Source organism: Clostridium paridis (assembly GCF_016765615.1).
In the GTDB taxonomy this organism is placed as follows: Bacteria; Bacillota; Clostridia; order Clostridiales; family Clostridiaceae; genus Clostridium_T; species Clostridium_T paridis.
In genome coordinates this window covers 1-12,169 of the sequence record NZ_JAESWA010000010.1, presented here as the reverse complement: position 1 = coordinate 12,169, position 12,169 = coordinate 1, and the positions used below count along the sequence as shown (strand labels likewise).

Annotated in this window: 12 protein-coding genes; 7 read left to right on the top strand and 5 right to left on the bottom strand. The window is 29.6% G+C overall.

Going from position 1 to position 12,169, the window contains the following annotated elements; translation table 11 throughout:
• Window positions 1-8 precede the first annotated feature (8 nt).
• The 5 genes from jag to rpmH are packed head-to-tail and all read right to left on the bottom strand — an operon-like array spanning window position 9 to window position 2,145.
• Window positions 9-635 carry an RNA-binding cell elongation regulator Jag/EloR gene (gene jag / locus JK634_RS01530; RefSeq protein WP_202765873.1) on the bottom strand — a complete coding sequence of 209 codons (627 nt, stop codon included), beginning with the start codon at window positions 633-635 and terminating at the stop codon, window positions 9-11.
• 49 nt (window positions 636-684) lie between these two features.
• A complete protein-coding gene (yidC, locus tag JK634_RS01525; RefSeq protein WP_243425535.1) occupies window positions 685-1,365 on the bottom strand; it encodes a membrane protein insertase YidC in 681 nt (226 codons plus the stop codon).
• Window positions 1,366-1,394: 29 nt separating this feature from the next.
• Window positions 1,395-1,604, bottom strand: a complete 210-nt coding sequence (yidD, locus tag JK634_RS01520; protein WP_202765872.1) for a membrane protein insertion efficiency factor YidD — start codon at window positions 1,602-1,604, stop codon at window positions 1,395-1,397.
• A complete protein-coding gene (rnpA, locus tag JK634_RS01515) occupies window positions 1,604-1,957 on the bottom strand; it encodes a ribonuclease P protein component (protein ID WP_202765871.1) in 354 nt (117 codons plus the stop codon). Before rnpA ends, yidD begins: the two co-directional genes overlap by 1 nt.
• 53 nt (window positions 1,958-2,010) lie before the next feature.
• Window positions 2,011-2,145: a 50S ribosomal protein L34 gene (gene rpmH / locus JK634_RS01510; protein ID WP_202765870.1), complete on the bottom strand. Its 135-nt coding sequence runs from the start codon at window positions 2,143-2,145 to the stop codon at window positions 2,011-2,013.
• Between the two features lie 554 nt (window positions 2,146-2,699).
• On the opposite strand from rpmH, the gene dnaA reads away from it, so the two are divergent.
• From dnaA to gyrA, 7 genes are all read left to right on the top strand, one after another.
• Window positions 2,700-4,058, top strand: coding sequence for a chromosomal replication initiator protein DnaA (dnaA, locus tag JK634_RS01505; protein WP_202765869.1), 1,359 nt, complete (start codon window positions 2,700-2,702; stop codon window positions 4,056-4,058).
• Between the two features lie 267 nt (window positions 4,059-4,325).
• On the top strand, window positions 4,326-5,438 hold the full coding sequence (gene dnaN / locus JK634_RS01500) for a DNA polymerase III subunit beta (RefSeq protein WP_202765868.1): 1,113 nt from the start codon (window positions 4,326-4,328) through the stop codon (window positions 5,436-5,438).
• A gap of 61 nt (window positions 5,439-5,499) precedes the next feature.
• The gene (gene yaaA, locus JK634_RS01495; protein WP_202765867.1) at window positions 5,500-5,706 is read left to right on the top strand and encodes a S4 domain-containing protein YaaA; all 207 of its coding nucleotides are present in this window, start codon (window positions 5,500-5,502) and stop codon (window positions 5,704-5,706) included.
• Window positions 5,707-5,739: 33 nt separating this feature from the next.
• Entirely contained in the window at window positions 5,740-6,825 is a 1,086-nt protein-coding gene (recF, locus tag JK634_RS01490) for a DNA replication/repair protein RecF (RefSeq protein WP_202765866.1), read from the top strand.
• Between the two features lie 15 nt (window positions 6,826-6,840).
• Complete coding sequence (gene remB, locus JK634_RS01485; protein WP_202765865.1) at window positions 6,841-7,101, top strand: extracellular matrix regulator RemB; 261 nt, start codon at window positions 6,841-6,843, stop codon at window positions 7,099-7,101.
• Between the two features lie 61 nt (window positions 7,102-7,162).
• Window positions 7,163-9,079 carry a DNA topoisomerase (ATP-hydrolyzing) subunit B gene (gyrB, locus tag JK634_RS01480; RefSeq protein ID WP_274601327.1) on the top strand — a complete coding sequence of 639 codons (1,917 nt, stop codon included), beginning with the start codon at window positions 7,163-7,165 and terminating at the stop codon, window positions 9,077-9,079.
• Between the two features lie 21 nt (window positions 9,080-9,100).
• Window positions 9,101-11,626 carry a DNA gyrase subunit A gene (gene gyrA, locus JK634_RS01475; RefSeq protein WP_202765864.1) on the top strand — a complete coding sequence of 842 codons (2,526 nt, stop codon included), beginning with the start codon at window positions 9,101-9,103 and terminating at the stop codon, window positions 11,624-11,626.
• The last annotated feature ends 543 nt before the right edge of the window (window positions 11,627-12,169 follow it).

Sequence of the window (12,169 nt, the reverse complement as noted above, 5' to 3'; positions counted from 1 at the left end):
AACATATTTTAATTCTTTTTTAAATCAACAACGATTCTTCTGTATGGTTCTTCACCTTCACTATAAGTATATACAGATTCATTTCCTTGCAATGCTGCATGTATGATTCTTCTTTCATAAGGATTCATTGGCTCTAATTTAACAACTTTTTTAAATTTAAGAACCTTATAAGCAGTTTTACTAGCTACTCTTTTTAGTGTTTCTTCTCTCTTAAATCTATAATTTTCAGTATCTAATATAACTCTCTTATATGAAGTCTCATGACCTTTATTTACAACAAGAGATACTAAGTATTGTAAAGAATCTAGGGTCTCTCCTCTGTAACCAATTATTAGTCCCATCTTAGGTCCAATTAAGTCAATTTTTATTACATCGTCCTCTTCTTTAATCTTAATCTCAGCTTTGATATCCATTGAATTTAAGACATCTCTTAAAAATTTCTTAGCATCTTGAATATAGTCTCTTTTAACTTTTACTCTAACTTTTGCCGGTTTAGATCCAAATAAACTAAGAAATCCCTTATTTCCTTCATCTAAAATCTCAATTTCAACCTTATCTTTAGTAACATTAAGTTCCTTTAAAGCACTTTCTACTGCTTCATCAACAGATTTTCCATTAACTTCAATCTGCTTCATACCCAATTCACCCACCTTGTTGTACTTAAAATATACTTATAAATTAAAACTAAGCTGCCTTAGCCTTATTTTTCTTTGGTAGAACAACTATTACATATGTTTGAAGCATTTGAATCAAGCTTCCTACAATCCAATAAATTACTAATAAGGATTCAAAATTAATAGCAGAAACACCTATCATTACAGACATACCTATATTCATAGTAGACATATTCATAGGTGAATTTTCTACACTTGCAGCATTTACCTTAGTTGTAAAGACTGTTGACAAATAAGTAGAACCTGCAGCTAAAACTGGTAGTATAAAATATGGATCTCTTAATGCTAAGTTAGGTATCCATAAGAAACCAGCCCCTGAAACTTGATGTATTTGTCTAAAAGCCCAGTAAAGAGCAAAAAGTATAGGCATTTGTATGATCATAGGTAGACAACCACCAGTCATACTTACATTATTTTCTTTATATAATTTCATCATTTCCTGATTTAATTTTTCTGGACTATTCTTGTGTTTTGCTTGTAATTTCTTAACTTCTGGTTGTATCTCCTGCATTTTTGCAGTTGATCTAGTTGATTTTATATTTAATGGTAATAAAAATAATCTTACTAATAATGTAAATAATATTACAGCTAGTACATATGAAGCCCCTACATCCGTAATACCTATATTAACAATTAAATCATGAAGCTTCTCCACGATGTTGTACATGAAATCAACAATAACTTGAAACAAATTAAATACCTCCTAAAAATATTAACTCTTTACTTCACTGGATCATAACCACCCTTATGAAAAGGATGACATCTTAGAATTCTTTTTATAGCCATAAAACCACCCTTAATCGCTCCATATTTTTCAATGGCTTCTATAGCATATTGAGAACAAGTCGGAGTATATATGCAACTAGGTTTTGTAAAAGGTGATATAAATTTTCTATATAACTTGATTGGAAAAATCAATAACTTTTTCATTATTTATTTAATCCTGCCCTTTTAAATAAATTTAACACAGATTTTTGTACTTCCGAATATGTTTTATCCTTTATTACAGTTCTTGCAACAAATACAAAATCAAATCCTTCTTTTAAATCTTTAGAATTAAGTCTATAACTTTCTAATATTAGTCTCTTAACCCTACTTCTAGTTACGCTTTTTCCTACTTTTTTACTTACTGAAATTCCAACTCTATTAAACTTTTCATTATTTTCGTCTCTATTTCTTCCATTATTATATATATAGAGAACTAAATTTTCATTTGAAAGAGACTTCCCTCTTCTATATACGTTTCTAAATTCGATATTTTTTCTAATCTTATGCATACTCATTTATAAGATTCCCCTTTTTCTGCATTTGCAGAAAAAGGCCACAACTGCGGCCCTTATGCTGTTAATCTTTTTCTTCCTTTTTGTCTTCTGCTCTTAAGCACGTTTCTTCCTGATAGAGTGCTCATTCTCTTTCTAAATCCATGCTCTCTTTTTCTTTGTCTCTTTTTAGGTTGGTATGTCATGAACATAACGCTACACCCCCTTCAATATATATTTCTATAGTAAAACTATACTTATTTCATTTTGAAGTTTTACTTTATAATTATATATTTCAATACCTTTACTGTCAAGAAAACTTATTTTGTTGATAAATTTATTAACATAATAAGTTTTTGTGGATAAATTATTGAACCACTTTTACAGTTTATGATATTATTAATATACTATTGTGAATAACTTATGTGGAGTAAAAGTTATCCACAGCTGTGAATAACTTTGTGCATAACTTGTTCAATTTTTCTTAATTTCTTTATATCATTAAGTATTTTGAGCTGATTTCAACATTAATATTCATTGTTTATAGTGTTAATGTTATTTTTTCCACAAATGTTGATAATATAACATATTTATTTTTTTAACTATTTATTCACAAAATAATTAACATGTGAATAATTCTACCTACAATGTCAATTATTTAAATGGTACAATTATTTTACTGTTAGTAATTTGTTTATATATATTCGTTTATTAATTATTTTGATTAATTTTTTCTTTTTTATAAAAAATGACTGGAGGATATAAGATGGATACCCACCTAAATCAATTATGGGAAAAAACATTAAATATAGTAAAAAGTGAGATGACTGAAGTTAGCTTCAACACATGGATAAAAAGTTGCGAACCCTTATCTATATCTTCAGATAGCATAAAGATAGGTGTTCCTAATGAATTTACCAGAGATATTTTAGAGCAAAGATATAAGGATCTAGTCGCAAATGCCATAAGACTTATCTCCTCTAAAAAATATAATATAGAATTTCTAATTGAATCAGATTTTCGAAAGGAAGAAGTTAAAGTTAAAGATGCTACAAAGGAAGTCCAAAAGGAAAGCTCAGTAGTTGTAAGTGATGAGATGTCAGCAACATTAAATCCGAAGTATACTTTTGATTCTTTTGTCATTGGTAATTCAAATAGATTTGCACATGCAGCATCATTGGCTGTTGCTGAAGCACCTGCTAAAGCATATAACCCACTATTTATATATGGTGGTGTGGGACTTGGTAAAACTCACCTTATGCATGCTATAGGACACTATATTTTACAAAACAATTCAAAATCAAAGGTAGTTTATGTTTCATCAGAGAAATTTACTAATGAATTAATAAACTCCATTAAAGATGATAAGAATGAAGAATTCAGGAACAAATATAGAAATGTTGATGTTCTGCTAATAGATGATGTTCAGTTTATAGCAGGAAAAGAAAGAACTCAAGAAGAGTTTTTCCATACATTTAATGCGCTTCATGACGCAAATAAGCAAATAATTCTTTCATCAGATAGACCACCTAAAGAAATTCCTACATTAGAAGATAGGTTGAGAAGTAGATTCGAATGGGGGCTTATTGCTGACATTCAAGCTCCAGACTTTGAAACAAGAATGGCTATCTTAAAAAAGAAAGCTGATGTAGAAAACTTAAATGTAGCTAATGAAGTAATGGTATATATAGCCACAAAAATTAAAGCTAATATAAGAGAACTAGAAGGCGCTCTAATAAGGATAGTTGCATATTCATCCTTAACAGGAAGAGACATAACAGTAGATCTTGCAAGTGAAGCTTTAAAAGATATTATTTCTAATAAACAAAGTAAGCATATAACAATAGATACAATTCAAGATGTTGTTTCCTCATACTATAATCTTAGAGTTGAGGAGCTAAAATCTCAAAGAAGAACACGTAATGTAGCATATCCAAGACAAATAGCTATGTATTTAAGTAGAAAGCTTACTGATTTATCTTTGCCAAAGATAGGAGAAGAATTTGGTGGAAGAGATCATACTACAGTTATACATGCATATGAAAAAATATCTCAAAACTTAAAAACAGATGAAGTTCTACAAAACACAGTAAACGACATAACAAAGAAATTAACTCAAAAATAAGTAACAATGTACATAACATAAGTTAATATCATGTGGATAAAATTTAAGGAGAAACCTTTCATCTAATAATGTGGATAACTCATAGTAATTTGTACGGACTTATCCACAGTATTTTTTTGCAAACTTTCTTGATTTTATAAGGGCTGCAGGTACTTTTCAACAAATTCACAGCCCCTACTACTATTATTACTATATTTTTATCTATTATTTTATCTATAATAAGTAATTTATATTGTTAGTAAATGTTCATAATTATGGAGGTTAAATATGAAATTTATATGTGAAAAATCAAAGTTACAAGATGCTATATCAATAGCTCAAAAAGCAATAACAGGAAAATCTACAATGCCTATATTAGAAGGTGTCTACTTAAATGCAAAAGATTCAAAATTAACATTAATAGGATCAGATGTAGATGTATCAATAGAAACAATTATAGATTCTGAAGTTATCGAACCTGGATCAATTGTTGTAGATGCAAAAATATTTGGAGAAATAATAAGAAAATTACCTAATGACTTAGTTACAATAGAAACTCTTGGTGTTGAAGAAGGTAATAATATAATACAAATAACTTGTAAGAAATCAGTATTTAACTTAGTTCATATGAATCCATCAGATTTCCCAGAGCTTCCAGCAATTAATGAAACTAAGTTATTTTCTATTCCTCAAAATCTATTAAAGAATATGATAAAAGGTACATCATTTGCTATCGCACAAGATGAAACAAGACCAATACTTCAAGGAATTTTATTTGAGGTTAATAATTCATATTTGAATTTAGTAGCTTTAGATGGATATAGACTAGCAACAAGAAGTGAGTTGATAGATTCTGAAAATACAATTAGTTCAGTAATACCTGGAAAAACTCTAAATGAAGTAGCTAAAATCCTAGAGGATAGTGAAGATGTTGTAGATATTACTTTTACTACTAATCATATATTATTTAACTTAGGTGAAACTAAGGTTATATCAAGATTATTAGAAGGAGAATTTATAAAATATAAATCCTTATTACCTCAAGAATATAAGGGTTTAGTTACTGTTAACAGACAAGATCTACAAAATTGTATTGAAAGAGCATCATTAATGGCAAAAGAGGGAAATACTAATTTAATTAAATTTGAATTGGTTGGTGACACTCTAATAATCACATCTAATTCTCAATTGGGAAAGGTAAGAGAAGAAGTTGGTGTAAACTTGCAAGGAGACGAGATACAAATTGCATTTAACTCTAGATACTTAATTGATGTTCTTAAAGTAATGGACTCTGATGAAGTGATGCTTGAACTTACATCAAGCGTTAGTCCATGTGTAATAAGAAGTAATGAAACTGATAATTCTAAATATCTTGTTCTACCTGTAAGATTAGCAAGATAGTTAGCGAAAGGAGATTATTCATATTCGATGCATAATTATGCATCGGGTTGATATTATAATTATGAACGAAATAGAAATAAGCACTGAATTCATAAAATTAGATTCTTTTTTAAAATGGGTTGGGGTAGCCTCTCTTGGATCGGAGGCTAAGTTTTTAATTCAAGAGGGTGAAGTAAAAGTTAACGGAGAAGTATGCACCCAAAGAGGTAAAAAATTAAGAGTAAATGACGTAATAGAGATACAGCAAGAAAAGTTTAAAATAATTTAAGCATATTGTGCTATAATTAAATTGGGTGTTTTTATGTTTGTTAAAAAATTACTTTTGTTAAACTACAGAAATTATAAAAGTTTAGAGATAGAATTATCAAATAGCGTTAATGTTTTTATAGGAGATAATGCACAAGGCAAAACAAATATTTTAGAAGCCATATATTATTGTGGTTTTGCAAAATCTCATAGAACCTCAAAAGATAAGGAATTAATCAAATGGAATGAGGATAGATCGTACATAAGTTTAAAGGTTGGAAAAGAGAGACTCGATAAGACTATAGAAATAAATATTTTAAAAGATGGTAAGAAAGCTATACGAGTTAATTCTATAAAGATTAATAAAATAGATCAATTAATTGGAATATTCAATGTAGTTATGTTTTCACCAGAAGATTTGAAAATTGTAAAAGAATCTCCAGGAATCAGAAGAAAATTTTTGGATATGGAATTATGCCAGTTAAGTAATAAGTATTATTATAATCTTGTTCAATATAACAAAATTATAAACGAAAGAAATCTCATACTAAAATCTAAAAATGTAGATAACTTCATGCTGGATATATATGATGATCAACTTGTTGAATTTGGAAGCTATATAATAAAATGCAGATTAGATTATATAGAGAAGTTAAATCTTCATAGTTATGATATTCATAAAGAAATAACTTCTGGAAAAGAAGAGATTAAATTTAAGTACACATCCACTGTTAAAGATAATGATAATATAAAAATATCCTTTAAAGATTTATTAGTTAAAAATAGATCGAAAGATATTGAAAGAAGATTAACTAGTATAGGACCTCATAGAGATGACTTTGAAATATTGATAAATAACATAGATGCAAAAAGTTTTGGTTCTCAAGGGCAGCAAAGAACATCTGTCCTAACCATTAAATTTGCATCTCTAAGCATTATAAAAGATATTACTGGAGAATATCCAGTACTTCTTTTGGATGATGTTTTATCAGAATTAGATTTTACAAGAAAATCTTATATATTGAATTCAATAAGTGGAATTCAAACAATAATAACCGGAACGGGAATAGAAGATATATCTCGATATTTAAATAGTGAATCTAAAGTTTTTAAAGTTAACGATGGAGTTGTTATTAGTTAGCAAGGAGGAATATTTGTGTTTTTACACTTGGGAGAAAATGTAGTAGTTCCAGTAAAAGACGTTATAGGGATATTTGACTTACAAAATACTATGTATAGTTCTGATACTATACAATTCTTAAGATTAGCAGAAGAAGATGGTTTTGTAGAGAGAATCTCAAAGGAAAAACCTAAATCTTTTGTTATTGCAGAGGTAGATAAAAAGAGCAAGATTTATCTTTCTCCAATTTCATCATCTACATTAACAAAAAGAACTGATGTAGAATATAATCCTTAAGTTAGTCCAATGTTTAACTTAAAGATATAATATCTTAAATTTTAGAAGTAGGAGGAGTTACATGTTGGAACAGAATAAACAAAGTTATGATGAAAGTCAGATACAGGTTCTTGAAGGATTAGAGGCAGTAAGAAAAAGACCTGGTATGTATATAGGGAGTACTAGTTCTAGAGGATTACATCATTTAGTATACGAAATTGTTGATAATAGTATTGATGAAGCTTTAGCTGGATATTGCAAGAATATAGATGTTTATATACATAAAGATAATTCTATAACTGTAATAGATGATGGAAGAGGTATGCCAGTAGGAATACATCCTAAAATGGGAAAACCTACAGTTGAAGTTATTATGACAATACTTCATGCTGGTGGAAAATTTGGTGGCGGAGGATACAAGGTTTCTGGAGGATTACATGGTGTTGGTGCTTCAGTTGTTAATGCCTTATCTGACGAGTGTGAAGTTACTGTAACTAGAGAGGGTCATGTTTGGAAACAAACATATTCTAGAGGTGCAGTTACAAGTGATTTAATTAAAATAGCTGATGCTGAAGATGAAGAACACGGAACAAAAGTTCATTTTAAGCCAGATGCTGATATTTTCGAAGAGACTGTATTTGATTTTGAAATATTATCAAATAGATTAAGAGAGCTAGCATTTTTAAATAAAGGAATAAGTATTAGATTAGTTGATGAAAGAGATGAAAAAGAAGAAGACTATTTCTACGAAGGTGGAATTAAATCCTTTGTAAGTTACTTAAATAGAAATAGAGAAGTTTTACACGAAGAACCTATTTATGTTGAAGGTGTAAGAGATGGGGTAGCTGTTGAAGTTGCTTTACAATATCATGATGGATATAACGAAAATATATTTTCTTTCGCAAATAACATAGATACCATTGAGGGTGGAACACACTTAGTTGGATTTAAGACAGCTCTTACTAGAGTAATGAATGATTATGCTAAGAAGTTTGGACACTTGAAAGAGAATGATAAAAATCTTTCTGGTGAAGACATAAGAGAAGGATTAACAGCTGTTATATCAGTTAAAATATCTGAGCCTCAGTTTGAAGGACAAACAAAGACTAAACTTGGAAACTCTGAAGTTAGAGGTATAGTGGATGGTATTCTAGGTGAAAGTGTAGCCTTATACCTAGAAGAAAACCCTTCAGTAGGTAAGATTGTGGTAGACAAAGCTTTAGTAGCAGCAAGAGCAAGAGAAGCAGCTAGGAAAGCAAGAGAACTTACTAGAAAATCTGTGTTAGAAAGAAGCGCATTACCAGGAAAACTAGCAGATTGTTCGTCTAAGGATCCAATGGAATGTGAAATTTATATAGTTGAGGGAGACTCAGCTGGTGGATCTGCTAAGCAAGGCAGAGATAGAAAATTCCAAGCTATACTTCCTTTAAGAGGAAAAATAATGAATGTTGAGAAACAGAGATTAGATAAGATTCTTAACTCAGATACAATAAGAAGTATGGTTACTGCATTTGGAGCAGGTATTGGTAAAGATTTTGATATAGAAAAAATAAGATACAATAGAATAATAATAATGACAGATGCGGATGTTGATGGTGCGCATATTAGAACACTATTATTAACATTCTTCTACAGATATATGAGAGAATTAGTAGACCAAGGACATGTATATATAGCACAGCCACCTTTATATAAGGTGTCAAAGGCTAAAAAGGATGTATATGTATATTCAGATAAAGAATTAGAAAATACATTAGTTGAACTTGGCGGAAAAGATAATAATACTGACATTCAAAGATACAAAGGTTTAGGTGAAATGAATGCTACCCAGTTATGGGAAACAACTATGGATCCTGAACAAAGAGTATTATTAAGAGCAACTATTGAAGATGCAATGGCTGCAGATGAGATATTTACTATTCTTATGGGAGATAAAGTAGAACCTAGAAGAGAGTTTATTCAAAATAACGCAAGTAAAGTGGTTAACTTAGATATTTAGTACAGAATTGAGGTGAAAGCAATGAATAATAACGAGGGAAAAGTAGTTCAGGTTGATATAAAAAATGAGATGAAAAAATGCTATATAGATTATGCTATGAGCGTTATAGTTGGGCGTGCTCTTCCAGATGTTAGAGATGGTTTAAAGCCAGTACATAGAAGAATCTTATTTTCTATGCATGAACTTGGATTAAGACCAGATAGAGGATATAGAAAGTGTGCAAGAATAGTCGGAGAAGTTTTAGGTAAATATCACCCACATGGAGATACATCTGTTTATGAAGCATTAGTAAGAATGGCTCAAGATTTTTCTATGAGATATATGCTTGTAGATGGTCATGGAAATTTTGGTTCTGTTGATGGTGATGGCGCAGCTGCTATGAGATATACAGAAGCAAAAATGAATAAAATTGCTGCTGAAATGCTAAGAGATATAAATAAAAATACTGTAGATTTTATACCAAACTTTGATGGTGAAGAGCAAGAACCTTCAGTATTACCTTCAAGGTTCCCCAATTTATTAGTAAATGGTTCTTCAGGTATAGCAGTAGGTATGGCAACAAATATACCTCCTCATAATCTTGGTGAAGTTATAGATGGAACAATTATGCTTATAGATGATCCAGAAGTAACAATTTTAGATTTGATGACTAAAATTAAAGGTCCAGACTTCCCAACAGCAGGAATAATAATGGGTAAGGCTGGAATAAGGGCTGCTTATGAAACAGGTAGAGGAAGAGTTGTTGTAAGAGCAAAAACTGAAATAGAAGAAGAAAAAGGTAGATTAAAAATTATAGTTAACGAACTTCCATACCAAGTAAATAAAGCTAAACTAATAGAAAATATAGCGGATCTAGTTAAAGATAAAAAAATAAATGGAATATCAGATTTAAGAGATGAATCTGATAGAGAAGGTATGAGAATAGTAATAGAACTTAAGAAGGACGCAAATCCTAGTGTAGTTCTAAACTTACTATTTAAACATACAAAGATGCAAGATACCTTTGGTGTAAATACAATTGCACTAGTAGATAATGAACCAAAGGTTTTAAACTTAAAAGAGATACTAGTACACTATGTAAATTTCCAAAAAGAAGTTATTACAAGAAGAACAGTATTTGAATTAAATAAAGCACAAGAAAGAGCTCATATTTTAGAGGGATTAAAAATTGCTTTAGATAATATCGATGAAGTAATAAGTATTATTAGAGGTTCTAAAAATTCAGAAATAGCTAGAAATACACTTATTGAAAGATTTAATCTAAGCGAAAAACAATCTCAAGCAATATTAGATATGAGACTTGCTAGATTAACAGGATTAGAAAGAGACAAAATTGAAGATGAGTATAATGAACTTATGACTTTAATCAATAGATTAAATGAAATATTGTCTTCTGAGGAAAAGTTACTAGGCGTAATCAAAGAAGAACTTATAGAAATCAAAGAAAGATATGGCGATGAAAGAAGAACAGTAATCGAAAAACAAGAAAACGAAATAGATATTGAAGATCTAATTCAAGAAGAGGATGTTGTAATAACATTAACTCATACAGGTTATGTTAAGAGAATTTTAGCTGACACTTACTCTGCCCAAAGAAGAGGGGGTAAGGGAATACAGGCAATGACTACAAAAGAAGATGACTTTGTAGAGCATGTTGTAGTAACATCTACTCATTCAGATATACTATTCTTTACTAATAGAGGTAGAGTATATAAACGTAGAGCATATGAAATTCCTGATGCAGGAAGAACAGCAAAAGGAACTAATATTATTAATCTTATACCTATTGAACAAGATGAGCGTATAGAGACAGTGTTATCTGTTAAAGACGTTAATCCAGATGGATTCTTATTTATGGCTACTAAGAAGGGAATTGTTAAAAAGACCCCAATAGATGAATTTAAGAATCTTAGAAGAAATGGATTAATTGCTATAAATCTAAGAGATGGTGATGAGTTACTTAAGGTTAAACAAACATTTGGTGATGCGGAAATTATAATAGCAACACAAAATGGTATTGCAATTAAGTTTAGTGAAAAAGATGTTAGACCTATGGGAAGAACAGCTTCAGGTGTAAAAGCTATATCATTAAGAAAAGATGATGTTGCTGTTTGTATGGATATAGCTACTCCAGATGAGGATTTATTAGTTATAAGTGAAAATGGATTTGGTAAAAGAACACCATTAACTGAATACAAAACACAAAATAGAGGCGGAATGGGTCTTATAACTTACAAAGTGGCTGAGAAAACAGGTAAGTTAGTTGGGGCAACTGTATGTAAGCAAGATGACGAAATGATGCTTATAAATACATCAGGTGTAGCAATTAGAATAAATGTTTCAGGTATTTCTGTCACAAGTAGATCAGCAATGGGAGTAACACTAATGAGAACTAGTGAAGAAGAAAAGATAGTTGCAATAGCTAAAATTTCTTCAGCAGAGTCTAGTGAAGAATTAGAATTATTAGAAGATGGTAGTGAAATAAGTAATGTTAATGATAATTCATTAGAAAGTCTTTTAGAGAGAGCAGAAGATAATAACGAATAATTTTATGTAATTGTGAGGATATCTTATTTTATAATTTAAAATAAGATATCCTCCTTTTTATTTCAAAGATTTATGTATAAATATTTTTAAAAAATATTAATATAATTACTCATTTAATTTGATAAATCATGCGCATATGTCCTAATTTATAGAATATATGGAAGGGAAGTTTAGATTATGTAACATAAACTTAACCTTGTGTGTCAATAATAGGAATACATAGTAATTAAAAGAATACAAAAGGAATAATAGAATAACATAAGTTAATGCTATTATAGATAAACATATTATAGTTATAGAGATGTTATCATAAAACACGTCCTTCAAATAAGGACAAACAAGTCAACAAAAACTTTGAAAAAAGTAGTTGACAAACAAAAAATGTTTTGATAACATATAGAAGTCGCTTAAATGCGAAAAACAAAATGGTCTTTGAAAATTAAACAGAGGAAATGAAGTAAGATTTAGAAATAAACTTAAGTCAACGTAATCTTTTGAGTTAGATTAAGCTTTCAAATTGAGAGTTTGATCCTGGCTCAGGAC

What these genes read in the sequence shown, in the direction of transcription:
- jag (WP_202765873.1), bottom strand. Translation starts at nt 635, where the DNA reads ATGAAGCAGATTGAAGTTAATGGAAAATCTGTTGATGAAGCAGTAGAA.
- yidD (WP_202765872.1), bottom strand. Translation starts at nt 1,604, where the DNA reads ATGAAAAAGTTATTGATTTTTCCAATCAAGTTATATAGAAAATTTATA.
- rnpA (WP_202765871.1), bottom strand. Translation starts at nt 1,957, where the DNA reads ATGAGTATGCATAAGATTAGAAAAAATATCGAATTTAGAAACGTATAT.
- rpmH (WP_202765870.1), bottom strand. Translation starts at nt 2,145, where the DNA reads ATGTTCATGACATACCAACCTAAAAAGAGACAAAGAAAAAGAGAGCAT.
- dnaA (WP_202765869.1), top strand. Translation starts at nt 2,700, where the DNA reads ATGGATACCCACCTAAATCAATTATGGGAAAAAACATTAAATATAGTA.
- dnaN (WP_202765868.1), top strand. Translation starts at nt 4,326, where the DNA reads ATGAAATTTATATGTGAAAAATCAAAGTTACAAGATGCTATATCAATA.
- yaaA (WP_202765867.1), top strand. Translation starts at nt 5,500, where the DNA reads ATGAACGAAATAGAAATAAGCACTGAATTCATAAAATTAGATTCTTTT.
- recF (WP_202765866.1), top strand. Translation starts at nt 5,740, where the DNA reads ATGTTTGTTAAAAAATTACTTTTGTTAAACTACAGAAATTATAAAAGT.
- gyrB (WP_274601327.1), top strand. Translation starts at nt 7,163, where the DNA reads ATGTTGGAACAGAATAAACAAAGTTATGATGAAAGTCAGATACAGGTT.
- gyrA (WP_202765864.1), top strand. Translation starts at nt 9,101, where the DNA reads ATGAATAATAACGAGGGAAAAGTAGTTCAGGTTGATATAAAAAATGAG.